This is a genomic window from Glaciibacter superstes DSM 21135 (genome assembly GCF_000421145.1).
Lineage (GTDB): Bacteria > Actinomycetota > Actinomycetes > Actinomycetales > Microbacteriaceae > Cryobacterium > Cryobacterium superstes.
The window spans coordinates 78,878-96,799 of record NZ_ATWH01000016.1; the positions used below are offsets into that span (position 1 = coordinate 78,878).

A 17,922-nucleotide genomic window follows, 5' to 3' on the forward strand; every position below is an offset into this window, starting at 1 on the left:
TCGGTGTTCACAGGAGCCTCCCGGTGAAGCGGTGGATGGGAATGGTGGCGGCACGGCCGATGTCGTCTGTGCCGCGCCAGCGCACGGTTTCGCTGCTGAGTTCGGTGTCGGATGTCTCGCCAGACGTTCCCTGCGTGGCCGCGAGCACCAGGAGGCCGACGACGCTGGCCACTCCCTGGCTGGCCGGGTATCGCTCGAGCACCTCGCCGACCGTGCAATGCGCGGCGGTGGCAAGCAGGTCGTTGACGTGGGCGGTGAGTTCGGTGAAGTCGATCTCGGTTTCACGGGCAAGGGCGCGAAGGGCCTCAAGGTCGGCGACTTCGGCGACGTGTTCGGCAATTGGGGCGCTGGCGTCGAGGTCGGCCGGGTCGTGCAGCTGGATGGCGCCGACGCTGGCCAGCGGCATGCCGGAAAGTTCGAGGTGGAGGCCGGTTGGGCGGTAAGGCTTGATGTGGTTTGAGGCGTCGACGCCGGCGCCGAGCGATTCGCGGAGCAGTCCGCGGAGGACGCGGTCGCGCTGGTAGTCCTGCGACTGAACATATCGGCGGAGCCCGCGGGCGAACGCTGTGATCACGTCGTGGATCTCGCCGCTGTTCTCCTTGAGGGTGCCGATGAATCGGCGAAGGAACCGTCGGTCTGACGAGGTGAGTTGCGCAGTGAAATCGCGGCCGAGCACGCGAGAGATGTCGTCGTCGAATGCGGCGCCGACGGCGGGGTCGAGCACGAGGGCTGAGAAGCCGTCGAAGCTGCGACCTTCGTCGGACTCTGCGATGAGGTTGACACCGCGGAAGACCTCGTCGAGCACCACGCGCTGCGTGTCGTCGGATTCGACGATGCGCGCGCGGAGTTCGCGGTTGAGGTTCTCGAAACGTTCGCGCACGCGGGCGAAGTCGGAGGGAATCTCCTCGGCCTGGGCGAGGATGTCGCGCACCCGTTCGAGCGCGCGTGCCGGGTCAAGAGTGTCGAGTTCGCCAGCGTTGATGCGTTCGATCTGGGCGTCGATGCGGTCGCGTTGGGCGTGAAGTTGCTCGAGTCGGCGGGTGGCATCCGGGTCGGTGTCGACGGCGAGCTGGCCGAGTTGGGCGGCGATGCTGGAGAGGCGCGATTCGGTGAGGGTCTGGCGGGGTGCGGCCAGCTGTTCAACAAAACGGATGGCGCCAAGGGCTCCAGGTGCGAGTTCGAAGGTTTCGCCGCGTGCTTCCTCCGCTGGGCGACGGGTGAGGAAGCCGGCCTTCCGCCATTCGGCGCAGTAGCTCTGGGCAACCTGTGGGAGGTCGAATCCGTGCGCCCGGAGGGCGTCGAGGTCGTGGTCTATGAGTTCGTAGAGTTCCGCGGCGGGCAGGCGCCGGTTTTCGCCGCCGAGGTGCTCGCTGAGCAGTGCTGCGATGACGGGGGCGTTGTCTGCGCGAAGGAGCCGCCAGGTGGCATCCGTTTCAACCAGGCTCTTGAGAGCGTGGGTCTGACTCAATGCTGACACGACGGCTCTCCTCCCGTTTCTGCGCTGGCTGGGAACGCCCGATCGGCGCCCGCGATCAATCATCCAACATGCCGCCGACAACCGCATTCTCGCTTCGTGCGTTCCACGCTGTTCCCACCTGCCGGATGGCACATCCATCCGCTCCGGGGAGGGCACGGTCGGTCAGCGCGGGCTATTGATCACGTCAACGGCGAGACCGCGCGAAGCGGATGCGAGGCGACCGTCGTTGGTCCACAGCTGGTCGCACCCGCTCAATTGAGCCACTGCGAGATGAAGCGCCTCGGGAGTCTTCAACCCGTACCGTGCGCGGAGTTCGGCAGCTCGAATGAAATGTGACTCGTCCACCGACAACTGCTGGAATTCATCAAGAGCCGCGAGGTAGTGGTCGTGCAAGCTGAGGTTCTCGTCTCGAAGTGGTTTGACCAGGCATTCCAGGGTGACGAGGGGGCTGATCGCCACCGTTTCGTCAGCTGCGTCTGCCAGGTTCTGACGCACCGCTATTCCGCGTTCCCCGTCGTCTTCGACCGCGTAGATCAGGATGCACGAATCGAGGTAGATCACTCCCAACCCTCGCGTTCGAGCGCGATCTGTTCGTCTAGCTGTGCGGCGTCGCGAGCCGCGTGAGCAGGCACCCGGTGCGATGTCAGCCATTTCGCGGCTTGCGCTGCGGTGTGTCGTGGCTCGTCAGCAGCGATCGGCACCAGTCGCGCAACCGGCTTTCCACGATTGGCAATGACGACTTCCTCGCCGTTGCCGGCAGCCGTCACAAGGCGCGAAAGATTATTGCGCGCTTCAAGAATGTTGATCGGCTCCATGGCGCCTCTCCAATCTGGCTAGATATGCTAGCCATATTACCCGATTTGCGACCTGTCAGCGGCTAAAACGCGAGGCAACGGATGCCGCCGTACACATCGCCGACCCGCCCGTTTCTGCTCTCCGCGGGCACGAATCACAGCAGAAACGGGCGGGTCGGCGCGCATGCACCACAGATTGGCCGACCAGCCGCAGCCGCCGAAGGGCGCAGCCGGCCCCGTTACTCCCCCGCAGTGCGCCGAGGCAGCGCGAACACCAGCAGGAACGCCACGACAGCGAGCCCTGCGCTCACGGCCAGCGCCGCCGCCGAACTGCTGGTGAACGCATCCGCCAGCGCCGCAGGCGACGGGCCAGAGACGTTGAGCGTTCCGAACAGCACGCTGCCGATCACTGCGATGCCGATGGCCGCGCCGATCCGCTGCATCACCCCGATCACACCGCTGGCCGCACCGGCCTCCGAGCGCTCCACTGTCGCCACGATGAACTGCGCGTTCGGCGCGATGAAGAGTCCGTTGCCGAGTCCCGCAATCAACAGCGGCGCCAGCAACACCCAGTTCGTGAGGTCGGCAGGCGGAACCAGCAGCAACTCCAGCCACAACCAGATCAGGCCGATCGCCACGAGAGCGGTGCCGCCCACCAGCACATTGCGGCCGAGCAACCGAGCCAGCCGGTCGCTCTGCGTCGCCCCGATGATGCTGCCGATGGCGAACGGCACCGACACGATGCCAGACTCCAGCGCCGAGTGCCCGAGCCCCGCCTGCCACAGGATCGATATTGTGAAGAAGATACTCGTGAACGCCGCGAAATACACCAGCGCGAGCACGACCCCGCCGGTGAACGCCGGGTGCGTGAACAGGCGCGGCGGCACGAGCGCCGACCCGCCACGGCGATCCACACGCACCTCCCAGAACGCGAACGCCACGATCAGCAGGGCGCCGGCGACGAGGGTCACGAATATCCAAAGCGGCCAACCCTGGTCTTCGCCCTCAATCAGCGGAACCAATAGGGCAACGAGACCACCAGAGAGCAGCGCAAGCCCGACCAGGTCGGTGCCGGCCTTCGCAGACCCCTCGCGCCCGCCGGGGAGCAGAATCGCCGCGGCGACCAGGGCGATCACGCCGATCGGGAGGTTCACCCAGAAGACCAGGCGCCATCCGTTCTCATCGCCGAACCACTCGATGATGAAGCCACCGAGAATCGGGCCGATCGCCGTCGAGACCCCGATCACGGCGCCCATGATGGCGAAAGCCTTGCCGCGCACTTTCAGCGGGAACATCAGCTGGATCAGCGCGGTCACCGCCGGCACGAACACACCGCCGGCCAGACCCTGCAGCACCCGCGAGATGATCAGCTGCAGGTCGTTCTGGGCGAGTCCGCAGAAGAAGCTCGCGATCGTGAACAGGGCGAGCCCGGTGAAGAAGACCCATTTGTGGCCGATGCGGTCTCCGATGCGCCCGGCCGGAATCAGGGCGAGCCCGAATGCCAGCGCGTAGCCGGAGATGATCCACGACAGGGTCGCCTCAGACGCGTCGAGCGTGGTGCGAATGGTCGGCAAGGCCACGTTCACGATCGTGGTGTCGAGCAGCGCCATGAACATGCCGATCAGCAGCACGATGAGTGCGTTCCAGGCGCGGCGGGTGACGACAGATCCTGTTCCGGATGCCGTGGGCTGGGCGGATTCCGCCGTCATCTGAGAGCCTTCCTTGCGTTCGGTGCTGCGCTCACCCTGTCGCCGTCGGTGCAGTGACGAGTCTGCGCGAACCCGGCAACGAGAACTGTCCTACGCTACTCCTTGCGGAGGGTCGAGAAAACGCCATTCACGCTCCAGGCGTGACCAGTTGAAGGCTCGGGAACGCCGTGCGGTACCGGCGGGCATCACGCGTGATCAGCGTGAATCGGGACACAACCGCATGTGCCCCAATGAAAAAGTCGGGCAGGGTCGAGGCTCGGGTACCGCCGCGTTTGCGGTAATCCTGATGCGCTCGAGCGGCGAGAAATCCTGCCGGCCAGGGAAGTGGTGCGCGGCGGAGCGTGTCTGACGGCAGCGCGGCATCCGTCGCATCAATTGAATCGAATGCCAGCGAGACCTCGGAATAGACGATCGGATTGATCCACACCTCACCGCGTCGCGTGGCATCGGCGAGGGCGGATTCCGACCACTCCGCCCAGACCGGGTCGCGGTTGATGATGTCGAGCAGAACGTTCGAATCGATGAGGAAGCCGAGTGGCTCAATCATCGTCGTAGGCGCGGGTGAGCTGCATGATCTCGTTCGTGGTGAGAGATCGCTCGGCCGACCCGCGAAGGCGGGAGAGGAGGAGTTCTGCCCGATCCGGTTTCGACGGGGTCTCCGCTGGCGTGATGGTCACGGTGCCGTCGCTTTCAATGAACTCGACATCTGTGTGAGGCATGAGGCCGTATTTCTCGCGAACCCACTGCGGGATGGTGACCTGCCCTTTCGATGTAATGCGCATGAGTCCAGTGTAAGTCTTACCATTCGAAGTAATACTCACGGATCAGCAAGCGTTGGGCCAAGGCGATTGCGCTATTGAAACGGAACTCGCACCAGGTTAGACCTGCCGTGCCGGGACATCCGTTTCAATCAGGTCTGCGGCGGCAACCGCTCCGTTTCGCGAACGGATGCGTGCTCCCAGGCGAGCGGCGGCCTGCCGATACGGGCTCGGATCCGGCAGCAGGCGCTCAACCGCGCCGCGAATCTCGGCCTCCGTCGCCTTCTTGTCGATCGTCAGGCCGGCGTTCTGATCGGCGATCACGCGGCCGATGACAGGCTGGTCGAAGGCCCGGTTCATCGGCATGATCAGCAATGGCAGGTCATGGGACAGCGCGAGCATGGTGGTGGCATGCCCGCCGTGGGTGATCACGAGAGACGCGGTCGACATGAGTTGGTCATGCGGCACGTACTGATGCACCTCCGCGTTCTCCGGCGCACGCAGGCCAGTCGGGTCGACCGCGGGCCCGGTGGTGACGATCGCGTGCACCGGCATTCTGCTCAGTGCGTTGAGGATCCGTTGCAGCGTTTCCCGCTGGCCTTCGATATAGGTGGTGCTCAGGCTGACCAGGACGACGGGGGTGGATGCCGAATGCGCGTCGCCACGCACGCCAAGGCCTGCGGGCTGCGGAAGCGAGGCCTCCGGCAAAACTGACTCCGGCAACACCGCCTCCGGCAGCACCGGCTTAGGCAGCACCGGCTTAGGCAGCACAGGCCCCGTGTAGTCGACGCCGTCGTGCGGACCGAAGTCGAGCTCCTCCAGCGTCACCGCCAGGATGTGGTCGGCCGCTTGGTAGAGCTGCGCCGGGTTGAACCTCTTTCCTCTGGCGATCAGCGCCAGCGGCCCGCGAGTGAGGGTGTTGTGCATCACTCCATAGAGGGTGTGCACGAGAGCCGTGTACCCAATGCCAGCGCGCCGCGCGCCGTCCAGCGCGCCGATCAGCAGTCCGTCGATGATCACCCGGTCGGTGCGTTCACGTTTGACGGATGCGACGAGGTCGTCGCCTATCCCACGATCAGTGAAGACGGCCGCGTAGCCGAGGGGCGCCGTCATACCTGACCTGGCATCGAGCACCGACCACGGTTTGGCGTGCCGGAACGCTTCCGCAGCGAACCCCGCGGCCTCGATGGCTTGTCGTTGGCTCGGGTGGCCCAGGAAGCGCACCGCGTTCCCTCTCCTGCTCAGCTCAGCGGCGATCCCGAGCGCCGGTGGTACGTTTCCGCCACCGTCCCAGGTGACGAACAGTACGCTGTTCATTTCACTCATCTCCCTGCCTTTTCGACGAACTGGGTTGAGTCGCGCTGGTCACGATTGCCTGAACCAGTGTGCGCATCCGTTGTTCGGTGTCTGCGCGGCCGAGGTCTCGGTCGCGGCGCAGAAGCTTCCACGTGTACACGTCGGTCGCCATCACGAGCAGGTCGACCACGGCCTCGCGATCAGCGACCGGCACGCGTTCGAGCTGAGGGCGGAACGTCGTCGCCACCCACTCGCGATGCACCACTCGCCCCATGCCGACCACGCCGCGCGCCCGGTCGTCTGAATGCTCCTGGCCCAGCATCCGCATCACCCAGTCGCCGCGTTCCTCGTAATGGTCGACGACCGTTGCGATCGCCGCCGGTATGTCGCCGACGGGCGCGACCCGCTCCCGCACGATTTCACCGCGGTTGAACTCGGACGCCGCGTCGAACAACCCCTCGCGGCTTCCGAAATGTCGCAGGATCGTCTTCGTCGTGACGCCCGCTCGCTCGGCGACGTCGGCGAGCACGATCTCCAGCGTGAACTTCTCGGCGCTGAGGGCAAGCACCGAGCTCAGAATGCGGTGCCTGGTCTCCTCGACCGCCGCAGCCCTCGTTGTCATCGCATACCGGCGCTTTATTTTCATGTCCCTATAAGGGGACATCAATTAAGCGTCGGCGTCAAGTGTTTTCTTCCTCGCGGCCGGTCGGCCGGCGCCCAGGCCTTACGCGGCGCAGTCTGATCGCGATCACCCTCCCGGCGACGGCGATAACACCGTCAAGCTGCTTGACGGCAATAACGGCGTCAGGTACCATGAAGGCAATAACGCCGTCAGGAGGACAACCATGGCAGCACGAGGAGAAGTGAGAAGTCCCGAAGGCCTCGGCCGGATGCTGCAACAGGGCCGCCTTGTCAGCGGGCTGACCCAACGTGAGCTCGCCGACAGCCTGGAGACCGACCAGAAGTACATCTGGGCGTTGGAATCGGGAAAGAACACCATCGTTCTTGAGCGCATTTTCGCGATCATGCGAGAGACCGGAGTCAGGATGTATATGGAGGTCGAGAACCCGCCATCCGGTCCACCCACCCAGGACGTGGTGGACGAACTCCATGGCTGATCTGCGTGTAGAGATCTATGGCGAGCTCGTCGGTCACCTCGTCGGCGCAGATCGCCGCACCTTCGACTTCGTCACTGACCCGCACGCGATCGAGGCGTTCGGTCTCGGAAGCACCGTGCTCTCGGAGTCGGTCCCGTTCGACCTCGTCGCCAACCGTGGCCGGGCTGGGCGCCGCCGCAACTTCTTCGCCGAGCTGCTTCCCGAGGGCACCGCACTCGACAATCTCGCCGCTGAGATCCGGGTCGGGGCCGACGACATCATCCCCCTTCTCGCGCAGTTCGGCCGCGACGTTGCCGGTGCCGTACAGATCTACGATCCCGATGCGCCTGGCGAACCCCGCGATCCGCGCCTGGCGGCCGTCGATGCTGCCAGTGTGGGCAGGATGCTCACGAACACCCAGGCTGCTCCCCTCGGAAACCGCCCCAAGTCCGGCCGCACCTCACTGGCGGGAGTGCAAGACAAGATCGTGCTCGCGCTTCGCAAGAACCTCTGGAACCAGGTTCTCGACGGTTACCCTTCTACTCACATCGTCAAGCCCCCATCGCTTCGCCATCCCACCGTCACCTTCGATGAGGAGTACGGGTTCCGAGCAGCCAGGGCGGCTGGCCTCACGACCTATGACGCGTGGATCGAAGACTTCGACGGTATCTCCGGTCTTGTGATCGAGCGGTACGACAGGTCGCCGAATGCGCCGCAGGGTCGCATCCATCAGGAAGACATGAATCAGGCGCTCGGCGCATCGAAGAACGAGAAGTATCAGGAATTCGGCGGGAAAGTCTCTCTCAAACGGATAGCGGATGTTTTGAGACAGAGCGGAGATCAGCAGTCCGTGCACCAGCTGCTTGCGTTGCTAACGGTTTCGCAGGCTCTCGGCAACCTCGACATGCACGCAAAGAACATCAGCATGCTGCACCTGCCAGACGGCGGCACGAGGATCGCCCCGGCCTACGACGTTGTTCCGCAGTCGCACCTCGACAGCGACGGGAAGATGGCGTTGGCCATCAACCGCAAATATCTGCACACGGCGATCACCGTCGACGACCTTGTTGCGGAAGGCGAATCGTGGAAGGTGCGTTCGCCGCGTCCGACTATCGCTGACGCTCTCGAGGCCGTCGAGGCGTTCGTCAATTCCGAGACTCCCGTGGACAGGGCCCATCCCGGCCTTCAGGACGACATCGCCCGCTTCACGCGGAATCTGCTTGACGGACGACCGACCGGCAGCGCCGTCTAGCCGACGACGAACCGGCAGTGACCGCGAGTGCGGTCAGATCGTCGTTCTCAGCGCTCAGAGCGACGAATTGACCGCACTCGCGAGGCGAACGGATGCCGCGGTGCGGCGAGGTCATCCGCTATCGTTCCGCTATGGTCACCAGCTATCGCACCGTCGACGAGTTTCTCGCCGGCCAGACGGATGTTCGCAGGGCCGAGATCAACGCCCTTCGGGAGATCGTGCTCGGCACGAACCCCGACCTCGTCGAGCACATCAAGTGGAACTCGCCGAGCTACGTCTTCGACGGCGAAGACCGGGTCACCGTCAACGCGCACGGTAAGGCGGTGAATCTCATCCTCCACGCCGGCCCGTCGATCGTCGAAGACAAGACGGCGGCGCCCACCTTCGACGGCGGCGCCACGGGCCTGCTGAAGTGGCACTCCAACATCCGTGCCAGCATGTCGTTCGACAGCCTCGACGAGATCACCCTGCAGCGGCAGGCGATCGCCGACATCGTGGGCCGCTGGCTGGCGACCACCGTCTGAGCCCGCCCCGCCCGGACCCGCGAAATGGGCCCGGGCACGTGAAAGAAGGCGGTCCCGGCCCCAAAACGCGGGCCCGCGGCGCCCGCGCCACCTCAGTTCCGTGGTCGAGCTGAGGTTCAGCCCTTCGACAGCGCGTCGCCCTTGTGCATGGCAACGTGGTCGGTCTTGTCGCTCTTGATCTCGTACTGCGGATCGTCGGGGCTGCAGCGGCGGGTGTGACCCTTGTAGTCGACGTCTTTGGTGTGCACCTTGGTGATCGTGCCGCTCACATGGCCGGCTTCGGAGTTCCAGCGCACGTGGTCGCCAACGGAGAATTTCGTGGTCATCGGTCAGCCCTTCATAGTGGGTCGTTCTCTCCAGCTAAGCACCGTGGTGGGAAGAGCGCAGGTGCCCTGACGCAGGCCCAGAGGCGCAGACTGCCGCCTCCCCGAAGGTGAGGCGGCAGTGATCGCAACGACGACAGTAACTTCAGGTAGACGGATGCCGCGGCCACAGGCATCCGTTCGCTACTGCGCGGTGTACCCGCCGTCGACAAGGTACTGCGAGCCGGTGATGAAGCTGGCCTTGTCCGACAGCAGGAACAGCACGAGTTCTGCGACCTCCTCAGAGGTGCCGAGGCGCCCGATCGGGTGCTTGCCGACCAGGCCGTCGTAGGCCTCCTTGGGCAGGTTGCCGAGGAGCGGGGTGTCGATGTAGCCGGGGTGCACGGAGTTCACCCGGATGCCCTTATCGGCGTAACCGAGGGCGGCGGCCTTGGTCATTCCGGCGACGCCGTGCTTGGCGGTGACATAGGGCACGGCGTTGGGGTCTCCGACCACGCCGAGGATCGACGAGGTGTTCACGATCGCGCCACCTCCCGCTTCCAACATCTTCGGGATCTGGTAGTGCATGCCGTAGAAGACGGAGTTGAGGTTGACGCCGATCACGCTGAGGTAGCCGTCGATGTCGACGTCGGCGAGCGGGCCGAGCGGGCCACTGATACCGGCGTTGTTGAAGGCGAGGTGCAGCGCGCCGAACTCGGCCACAGCGGCGTCGACGGATGCCTTCACGTCGTCGGCCTTGGAGACGTCGCCTGCCAGCGCGATGGCTGTGCCCCCGGCAGCGGTGATCTCGTCGGCGACGGCCTGGGCCACGTCGAGCTTGATGTCGTTGACGAGCACGTTGGCGCCTTCTCCGGCGAGTGCGACGGCGACGGCCTTGCCGATGCCAGACCCTCCCCCGGTGACGATGGCGGTTTTGCCTGCGAATTGGTTATCCACGGTGTCCTCCTTCGTGCCCGGTGCCGAGACGGATCTCGGTTCAACAGAGCGGGCGCGTGAACGGCCGACCGTATCGGCCGCTCCTTTAATTCAACTCCGAATCGACGGCAGTATTCCATGCATACGTATATTTATGGCCGCGGGGCGGCGATTCACTGTGAGGCGCACCTCCTCTTAGAGGAACCGCGACAGGAAGGCCCGCGTGCGCTCCTGCTGCGGGTTGTCGATGACCTGCTCTGGCGTGCCCTGTTCAACGATGACGCCACCGTCCATGAACACCACTCGATCGGCCGCCTCACGCGCAAAACTGATCTCGTGGGTGACGACCACCATCGTGAGTCCCTCGCCGGAAAGCTCCTTCATCGTCGCCAGCACCTCCCCGACCAACTCCGGGTCGAGCGCACTGGTCGGCTCATCGAAGAGCATCAGTTTCGGGCGCATGGCCAATGCACGCGCAATCGCGACGCGCTGCTGCTGCCCGCCGGACAGTTGCCGAGGGTAGGCGTCTTCCCTGCCACTCAGGTTGACCTTGGCCAGCAGCGATTTCGCATAGGCAACGGCCTGCTCCCGCGGCTCACCCTTGACACCGGTCGGCGCCTCGATGATGTTCTGCAACACCGTCATGTGAGCGAACAGGTTGAACTGCTGAAACACCATGCCGATGTCCCGGCGACGCATCGCGATCTGGTTGCCCGACAGCTCGTGCAGGCGTTCGCCCCGAACCTCGAAGCCCACGTCGCGGCCGTCCACGAGGATGCGGCCGCCGTTCAGATCTTCGAGCAGGTTGATGCACCTCAGGAACGTCGACTTCCCAGAGCCCGACGGCCCAAGCACGACGACCGTCTCCCCCTGCTGCACCTCAAGGTTGATTCCCGACAGCACTTCGACGTCACCGAAGCTCTTGCGCACATTCTCGGCGACCAGCACCGGGCCGCCGGCCGCGGCATCCGTTTCGTGTTGGATTGGCGATGTCTGGGTCATCAGGCGTCGCTCCTTTCAGTGACGGATGCCTCGGTGTTGGATGCCTCGGTGTTGGATGCCTCGGTGACAGATGCCGGCACAGAGCCGGCCGCACCGGCGGCAGCAACGGGTCGACGCCCGCTTCTGCGAGTGAGGAAGCTCCAGAGGCTGTTGTTCTCCTGCTTGGCGCTGCGCGAGAACCGCTTCTCAATGAAGGACTGCCCGATGTTGAGCAGGCTCGTGATGATCAGGTACCAGATCACCGCGACCAGCAGCAGCGGAATGGTCTCGAAGTTGCGGTTGTAGATGGCCTGCACGGTGTAGAACAGGTCGGACATCGCGATCACCGACACCAGCGACGTCGCCTTCGCCATGCTGATCACCTGGTTGCCGGTGGGCGGAATGATGAAGCGCATGGCCTGCGGCAGCACGATGCGGCGCATGATGCGCGCGTTCGACATGCCCACCGACGCGCCAGCCTCGCGCTGCCCGGGATCAACGGAGAGCAGACCGCCTCGAATGATCTCGGCCATGTACGCGGCCTCGTGCAGGCCCAGTCCGAGAATCGCCACCAGCATCGGCGTGATCACGGTGTTCGTGGCCACCGAGACGAAGGCCGGGCCGAACGGAATCCCGAGCGAGAGCTGCGGAACCAGCGCCGACAGGTTGTAGAAGAAGATCAGCTGCACCAGCAGCGGCGTGCCCCGGAAGAACCAGATGTAAGCAGACGACGTTGCCTGCAGAACCGGGTTCTTCGAGATGCGGCAGATCGCCAGCACAACACCGAGCACGATGCCGAGAATCATGCCGATGATCGTCAGCACGATGGTCATGCCAAGGCCCTGCATCACCTGGATGGAGAACAGGTACTTGGCCACCGTTGGCCACCCGAACCGCTCATTGGTCACGAGCAACTGCACCAGCTGGGCGAGGAGGACCGCAATCACCAGCACGGCAACGATGCGCCACGGATGCTTGCGGCGAACCGAGTTCGCGACGTCGAGACTGAGAGAGCGAGCCGTTACGCGCTCGCCCCCTCGCGTCGCGTCAGCAGAGGTGACAGGCCTGGAGGTGACAGGCATCAAGAGACTCCGAGATTGATTCCGGGCGCCTCGACCATGTTGTCTTCAAGACCGTGGGCCTTCATGATGTCGGCGTATGTGCCGTTGTCGAACAAGACCTGGAACGCCTCAAGCAGCACATCGGCCATCGGGGAATCCTTGGGAACGAGAGCACCCTGGTGCAGGTCTTCGAACCCGTTCTTCTGGCCGGTTCCGGTCAGTTCGAGGGCGCCGTCTGACTGCTCGACGAAGTACGTCAGAGGAGCCTGCGAGGAGAAGAACGCATCCGCTCGGCCAGACTGCACCGCGAGGATCGAGCTGGGCTGGTCTTTGTACGACTGCACAACAAGTTCGGCAGCGCCATCCGTCGCGCACTTCTCGGCCTGGGTCTTGATGACCTTTTCAGCCGAACCGCTCGCCATCACGGCGACCTTCTTGCCGCAGGTGGAATCCAGGTCGCTGATCTCGGTTGGGTTGCCCTTCGCCACGGCGAACACCACGAACTCCTGCACCCAGTCGATGAACGTTGCCTGCGCCTGGCGCTCTTTGAAGTCGCCGGTCGGGCCGACGTTGAGGTCGTAGCGCCCGGCATCCATTCCGCTCAGCACGCTGGCGAGCCCGTCTACCGTGGTGTGCTCGATGGTCACGCCGAGTATTTCGCCGAGGGCGACTGAGATCTCAGCGGTAGCGCCCTGAAGATCGCCGTCGCCTTCCACAACCGTGTATGGCGGGAACGATCCGTTGTTGACGGCCACGATGGTGCCCGCGTCTTGTATCTCCTGCGGCAGGGCGTCGTGGAGTTTCTGGTTCATTTCCTGGGCCTTGGCCGTTGATCCGGCGTCCGGCGTGCCGGTCTCGCCTTCGTCAACGACACAGCCGGTGAGCCCAAGAGCCAACAACACTGTGGCGCCAACGGCAATAATTCGTACTGATCGCATGGTATTTCTCCTAATCAGAGTGAAACGGATGATGGAACGGATGAAACGGATGCGCCGGCGAGCGCCCGCGGGGTGGGATCGACATCGAATCGCCGATTTGCCAGAACCGGCAGACTGCTGCGCGCCGCATCGAGACGTGAGCGTGAGATCGTGGCGGTGATCATCTCCGGGCCGGCCAGGGCCTGCACGATCGGGATGCCCAGGGGGTCGACGATCATGCTGCGGCCGATGCAGGTGGCGCCGGATTCTCCGGAGGCAACCACATAGACGGTGTTGTCGAGTGCCCTGGCGCTGACGAGCGTGCTCCAGTGGAACTCCTTCGAGGGCCCTTTCGCCCAAGCAGCTGGGAGCACGATGACGTCGGCACCCTTGACGGCCAGCAGACGAGCAAGCTCAGGAAACCGTACGTCATAGCAGGTCATGAGCCCGACCTGAAAGCCGTTGACCTCGAGAAGCTCTGGCACCACGTCTGCGGCGAGAATGTTGTCTGACTCGCGGGCATCGAAGGCGTCGTACAGATGGGTCTTGCGATAGAGGTGCACAATCTCGCCGCCTCGCAACGCGACCAGCGTGTTGAACGGGCGCTCGGCATCCGTTTTCTCGTGAATGCCAAGCACGACCGTGACCCGAAGCCCGTGCGTGGCTGCGCGAAGCTCGGTGATGAATGGCCCGTCGAGTGGCTGCGAAGCGTAACGGATGCGTTCCTTCTCGCCCATGAACCGCACCAGTACGCCTTCTGGCAGAACCAGGAGGTCGATGCCGTCGCTCTCTGCCCGCGCAATGAGCGGCAGAATCTGGTCGATGTTGGTGTGCCAGTCGTCGCTCACTGCGAACTGGGCTGCTGCGACCTTCAGGTCGGTCATACGGTTATACCTTTCGTTAACACGGCGTTCGTTGTCACGGCGTCGAATGCAGGAAACAGCTGGTCGACGCCCTGCTCGTTGTAGAGCAGGCCCTGGGCGATCAGTTCCGTTTGGAACGCCGCGATCATGGTGGCGTTCTCCGATAGCCCGTATGACATCCAGTCGGAGCCGAAGACGCGCGTCGCTGTCGCCATCGCTTCGTTCTGCCACGGCGTGATGTCGAGCAGCTTGCCCCGGCGTTCAGAGCTGATGATCTTGGCCGCTTCGAAGGCCGCCACAAGCGCTGTTGCCTGTTCTGGGTCTTCCTCCAGTATTCGGGTCTGCACGGCGAGCACATGGATGCCCGGAATGAACCCGGTAGACGCGTAGTAGTCAACCTCAGCCTGCTGGGTGTTTCGGTAGAGCGGACGGAAAGGCGATCCTTCGTCGTAGAAGCCCGGGGGCATGAACGGAGTCATGACCGCGTCGAGGGCGCCACGCGCCAGCATGTCGACCATGGGCTCGTCGTTCTCGGTGGGGGCGATATTCTCCGGAACGTCGATCGGGCCGATGCGGTCGATGATCGGATGGTTGGCGGTCAGTGCGCCGACTCGCCAATCGGCGTCGGCGATGTCCACGCCGTCCTGGCGAAGGATCGCCCTGGTCCAGGTATTGCCGCTGTCTGCCCAGCCGGTGAGGCCGATCCGCTTGCCGCGCAGGTCGGCGGCCGTCTCCAACGGGCTGTCCGTCGCCGTGATGATGCAGCGGTGCCGGAAGCCGCGCATGATGAAGACCGGCAAGGCCGTCACGCTGTCGTCGCCGGCCGCCCGGGCTCGCACATAGCGGCTGAACGAGGTCTCCCCGCCGTCGAGGTCGCGCTCGGTCCAGAGATCCGGCGTGAGCGCGCGGGTCTCCAGGTCGTAGTTCTCGTAGCCCGAGACTTCTTTGGTGGCAATGGGCATCACGTGATCCCAGTGGCGGGTTGCGAGGCGCAGGTGGCGCATGGTGTCGGTGTCTTCCTCGTGGTGGCTGTGCCCGGTCGACGTCGTTCTACGCGTCGATGGGTAACGCCGTCGATGGGTATTGAGAGGAGAGCATATGCTCAATAGACGAACTAGCACAATATAAGCTATTGTTACTGAACGTAACTCGTAACTTCGACTCCGGAACCGGGAGAATTCGTGGATCGCAATGACGCACCACCGACGGAAGCGTCGGCGACGGAAGCGTCGGCGACGGAAGTGTCGGCCGCCTGGCTGGCCGCACGAATAGACGAGCCATCGGCGCTGGGGATAGCGTCGGCGATCATCAGGATGGTGCGCCAGGGCGAGATAGCGAGCGGATGCCGGCTGCCGACGGTCAGAGACCTGGCCGTGGTTTTGCACGTGAGCCCCGCAACCGTTTCTGCTTCGTGGGCCACCCTGCGAAAGCACGGCGTCGTGGAGGGCACCGGCCGGCAGGGGATGCGGGTTCTCGATGCGCCCCGCATGCTTGCCCCCAAGAGATTTGAGAACGTGGTGCGGCTGTGGGGCGGCAACGTGCTCGACCTGTCGCTTGCCACCCCAGACCCCGATCTTCTTCCCGATCTGCAGAATGCGATCGCGAAGGCACCAGTTGATGAACGACTGAACTGGTATGAGCGGCCGAGCATCATCCCGGCACTGCGTGACGCCGTTGCGCCGACCTGGCCGTGGCAGCCGGAGGCGTGGTTCGTGGCAAACGGCGGCTACGATGCGATCAGGCTGCTGGTCGCGTCTGGCGTCGTGCCGGGCGAATATGTGGCGGTCGCCGATCCGTCGACACCCCGTACTCTCGACATTCTTGAGCTCGCCGGCGCGCGCGTCATCGCCGTGAAGACCGACGCAGACGGGCCGGTGGCCGAGTCGCTGCAGCAGGCGCTGAAACACAGGCCGGTCGCGTTCATCTACGAGCCACGCTCCGGGTCTCGCTCCGGGTCCACTCTGTCCCCCGAACGTCACACCGACCTCGTTGAAGTGCTGGGCGGTTCGGATTGCCTCATCATCGAAGACGACGGTCTCGGCGACCTCAACCTGCATGCCGGCGTCAGCCTGGGAACCGCGTTCCCCGACCGCAGCGTTGTCGTGCGGTCCTACTCGAAATCCCATGGTCCTGACCTTCGAATTGCGGTGATGGGCGGAGCAGAATTGCCCGTCGAGCGCGCCAGGCTCTACCAGCAGTTCGGGTCCGGATGGACGAGCCGGATGCTGCAGAGTGCGCTGGCCTGGATGCTGACGGATCCCGCAACCCGGGCGGGGGTCGATCACGCGCGCGAGGTCTACAAGAGCCGGCGGCTGCACATGGCCTCGCTGCTCGGCGAGCGCGGCCTCGACGTGAAGCCGCGGGATGGCCTCAGCCTGGTCGTCCCGATTCTCAGCGAGCAGCAGGGGCTGCTGGTTCTCGCCTCATACGGAATCGCCACCGAGACCGGCAAAGAGGGCAGCATCCTGACCCACCGACCGGTCGCCCGGCTCGGCATCGGCAAGGAACTGAGCGACCCTGAGCGCGTGGCCGACGCCTATGCCATGGCCGCCCGCGCGCTATAGGCACCACCGACTGGAAGGAACACCGTGACCACCGACATGCCACTAAGGGTGAGCGCCGACGTCGCCCTCACCAACGAGCTGATCGCATTCCGACGTGAGATGCACGCCGACCCGGAGATCGGGTTGCATCTGCCGCGCACGCAGGCGCGCGTGCTTGAGGCGCTGAAAGACCTCGAGCTTGAGATCGTGCTCGGAACCTCAACGACATCCGTTGTCGCCGTTCTTCGCGGAGGCGCCGTGCCTGATCGCGTGATTGCTGGTGACCGGCCGGCCGTGCTACTTCGAGGCGACATGGATGCCCTGCCGATCACCGAGAAGTCGGGCGTGGACTTCGCGTCGGTGAACGGCGCGATGCACGCGTGCGGGCACGATCTGCACACCGCCGGACTGGTGGGTGCCGCGAAGCTGTTGCATTCTGTGCGCGCCCAGCTGCCCGGTGATGTGGTGTTCATGTTCCAGCCCGGCGAGGAGATCTTCGCCGGTGCGCAGGCCATGCTCGACGAAGGCGTGTTGCGGGCCTCTGGCGGCAGGCCGATTGCCGCGTACGGCGTTCACATGGCGTCGGATGCCCCGGCTGGGCTGTTCACGACCCGGCCAGGCCCATACATGGCCGCGTTCGGGCAATTGGATGTCTCTGTGCAGGGGCGCGGAGGTCACGGTTCCCGTCCGTTCCAGGCGTTGGATCCGATTCAGGTTGCGGCGGAGATCGTGGGGTCGCTGCAGACCTACATCACCCGTCGATTCAACGTGTTCGACCCGGTGATTCTCACTGTCGGCGAGTTCCACGGTGGCTCGGCCGCGAACATCATCCCTGATGAGGCGACGTTCAAAGCCGGAATTCGCTGCTTCAGCGCTGAGGTGCAGGGGCGACTGGCCGTGGAGTTGCCGAACCTGGTGGAGTCGATTGCGAGGGCGCATCAGTTGACCGCGGATGCGGTGTTCGACCTGAAGTTGCCGGTGACCGAGAACAACGCCGGTGAGGCGGAGTTCTGGGCGGCCACGGCGGCCGACTTGTTCGGTGAGGAGCGGTTCGAGACGCTGCAGTTTCCGAAGGCCGGCTCTGAGGACTTCTCCAAGATTCTGCTTGAGGTGCCGGGCTCGTTCGGTCACATCGGTGCCGGCTCCCCCGACGTCGACCCGTCCGAGTGGGCGCCGCTGCACTCTTCGCGAGCGCAGTTCGATGATCGAGTGTTAGGCGACCAGGCGACGTTCCTGGCGACGCTGGCGGTGCGGCGCCTGAGCGCCGCGAACATGAGTGCGGGAGTCAGCGCAGGAGGCAGCGCAGGAGTGAGCGCGACCGGCGCCGCCTGACGCCCTGTGGCGAGGTTCACACGGGTGGCCGTCCACGCGAAGACGACGGATGCCGTCGCGCGGAACCGAGGAAGGCCCCG

The 17,922-nt window shown here is 64.6% G+C and carries 20 protein-coding genes; 5 read left to right on the forward strand and 15 right to left on the reverse strand.

All coding sequences use genetic code 11. The features are described 5' to 3' along the window. Positions 1–7: 7 nt before the first annotated feature. The 8 genes from K323_RS0120340 to K323_RS0120375 all read right to left on the reverse strand — a co-directional run bounded on the left by K323_RS0120340 (position 8) and on the right by K323_RS0120375 (position 6,656). Positions 8–1,477 (reverse strand): DUF3375 domain-containing protein, encoded by a 1,470-nt coding sequence (locus K323_RS0120340; RefSeq protein ID WP_022887104.1) that lies wholly within the window; start codon positions 1,475–1,477, stop codon positions 8–10. Positions 1,478–1,639: 162 nt separating this feature from the next. Beyond that, on the reverse strand, positions 1,640–2,038 hold the full coding sequence (locus K323_RS0120345) for a type II toxin-antitoxin system VapC family toxin (protein ID WP_022887105.1): 399 nt from the start codon (positions 2,036–2,038) through the stop codon (positions 1,640–1,642). After that, positions 2,035–2,292: a type II toxin-antitoxin system Phd/YefM family antitoxin gene (locus K323_RS27595; RefSeq protein WP_022887106.1), complete on the reverse strand. Its 258-nt coding sequence runs from the start codon at positions 2,290–2,292 to the stop codon at positions 2,035–2,037. Before K323_RS27595 ends, K323_RS0120345 begins: the two co-directional genes overlap by 4 nt. 218 nt (positions 2,293–2,510) lie before the next feature. Beyond that, a complete protein-coding gene (locus tag K323_RS0120355) occupies positions 2,511–3,980 on the reverse strand; it encodes a DHA2 family efflux MFS transporter permease subunit (RefSeq protein WP_026851915.1) in 1,470 nt (489 codons plus the stop codon). Between the two features lie 127 nt (positions 3,981–4,107). Continuing rightward, on the reverse strand, positions 4,108–4,527 hold the full coding sequence (locus K323_RS0120360) for a type II toxin-antitoxin system VapC family toxin (protein ID WP_022887107.1): 420 nt from the start codon (positions 4,525–4,527) through the stop codon (positions 4,108–4,110). Then, entirely contained in the window at positions 4,520–4,762 is a 243-nt protein-coding gene (locus tag K323_RS0120365) for an AbrB/MazE/SpoVT family DNA-binding domain-containing protein (protein WP_022887108.1), read from the reverse strand. The genes K323_RS0120360 and K323_RS0120365 overlap by 8 nt, the downstream gene beginning before the upstream one ends. Before the next feature lie 96 nt (positions 4,763–4,858). Further along, a complete protein-coding gene (locus K323_RS0120370) occupies positions 4,859–6,064 on the reverse strand; it encodes a glycosyltransferase (RefSeq protein WP_022887109.1) in 1,206 nt (401 codons plus the stop codon). Then, positions 6,057–6,656, reverse strand: a complete 600-nt coding sequence (locus K323_RS0120375) for a TetR/AcrR family transcriptional regulator (RefSeq protein ID WP_022887110.1) — start codon at positions 6,654–6,656, stop codon at positions 6,057–6,059. The genes K323_RS0120370 and K323_RS0120375 overlap by 8 nt, the downstream gene beginning before the upstream one ends. Before the next feature lie 223 nt (positions 6,657–6,879). Between K323_RS0120375 and K323_RS0120380 the strand changes: the two genes are divergently transcribed. The 3 genes from K323_RS0120380 to K323_RS29135 all read left to right on the forward strand — a co-directional run bounded on the left by K323_RS0120380 (position 6,880) and on the right by K323_RS29135 (position 8,907). Further along, on the forward strand, positions 6,880–7,152 hold the full coding sequence (locus K323_RS0120380; RefSeq protein ID WP_026851917.1) for a helix-turn-helix domain-containing protein: 273 nt from the start codon (positions 6,880–6,882) through the stop codon (positions 7,150–7,152). Then, on the forward strand, positions 7,145–8,383 hold the full coding sequence (locus K323_RS0120385; RefSeq protein ID WP_022887112.1) for a type II toxin-antitoxin system HipA family toxin: 1,239 nt from the start codon (positions 7,145–7,147) through the stop codon (positions 8,381–8,383). Before K323_RS0120380 ends, K323_RS0120385 begins: the two co-directional genes overlap by 8 nt. Before the next feature lie 131 nt (positions 8,384–8,514). Further along, positions 8,515–8,907 (forward strand): DUF1801 domain-containing protein, encoded by a 393-nt coding sequence (locus K323_RS29135; RefSeq protein WP_169515700.1) that lies wholly within the window; start codon positions 8,515–8,517, stop codon positions 8,905–8,907. Between the two features lie 116 nt (positions 8,908–9,023). Here the strand turns inward: K323_RS29135 and K323_RS0120395 are convergent, their stop codons facing one another. The 7 genes from K323_RS0120395 to K323_RS27615 all read right to left on the reverse strand — a co-directional run bounded on the left by K323_RS0120395 (position 9,024) and on the right by K323_RS27615 (position 14,929). Beyond that, positions 9,024–9,233, reverse strand: coding sequence for a hypervirulence associated TUDOR domain-containing protein (locus K323_RS0120395; RefSeq protein ID WP_022887114.1), 210 nt, complete (start codon positions 9,231–9,233; stop codon positions 9,024–9,026). Positions 9,234–9,413: 180 nt separating this feature from the next. Continuing rightward, entirely contained in the window at positions 9,414–10,166 is a 753-nt protein-coding gene (locus tag K323_RS0120400) for an SDR family NAD(P)-dependent oxidoreductase (protein ID WP_022887115.1), read from the reverse strand. Between the two features lie 174 nt (positions 10,167–10,340). After that, complete coding sequence (locus K323_RS0120405; protein WP_022887116.1) at positions 10,341–11,147, reverse strand: amino acid ABC transporter ATP-binding protein; 807 nt, start codon at positions 11,145–11,147, stop codon at positions 10,341–10,343. Next, the gene (locus tag K323_RS27605) at positions 11,147–12,208 is read right to left on the reverse strand and encodes an amino acid ABC transporter permease (RefSeq protein WP_022887117.1); all 1,062 of its coding nucleotides are present in this window, start codon (positions 12,206–12,208) and stop codon (positions 11,147–11,149) included. Before K323_RS27605 ends, K323_RS0120405 begins: the two co-directional genes overlap by 1 nt. After that, positions 12,208–13,125, reverse strand: a complete 918-nt coding sequence (locus tag K323_RS0120415; protein ID WP_026851919.1) for an ABC transporter substrate-binding protein — start codon at positions 13,123–13,125, stop codon at positions 12,208–12,210. The genes K323_RS27605 and K323_RS0120415 overlap by 1 nt, the downstream gene beginning before the upstream one ends. Before the next feature lie 14 nt (positions 13,126–13,139). Continuing rightward, on the reverse strand, positions 13,140–13,988 hold the full coding sequence (locus tag K323_RS27610) for a nitrilase-related carbon-nitrogen hydrolase (protein WP_022887119.1): 849 nt from the start codon (positions 13,986–13,988) through the stop codon (positions 13,140–13,142). Then, a complete protein-coding gene (locus K323_RS27615) occupies positions 13,985–14,929 on the reverse strand; it encodes an ABC transporter substrate-binding protein (protein WP_169515702.1) in 945 nt (314 codons plus the stop codon). The genes K323_RS27610 and K323_RS27615 overlap by 4 nt, the downstream gene beginning before the upstream one ends. Positions 14,930–15,148: 219 nt before the next feature. Between K323_RS27615 and K323_RS27620 the strand changes: the two genes are divergently transcribed. Further along, the gene (locus K323_RS27620) at positions 15,149–16,531 is read left to right on the forward strand and encodes a GntR family transcriptional regulator (protein WP_022887121.1); all 1,383 of its coding nucleotides are present in this window, start codon (positions 15,149–15,151) and stop codon (positions 16,529–16,531) included. A 24-nt stretch (positions 16,532–16,555) separates the two neighbouring features. Continuing rightward, entirely contained in the window at positions 16,556–17,842 is a 1,287-nt protein-coding gene (locus K323_RS27625) for a M20 metallopeptidase family protein (protein WP_245571035.1), read from the forward strand. Positions 17,843–17,922 lie beyond the last annotated feature (80 nt).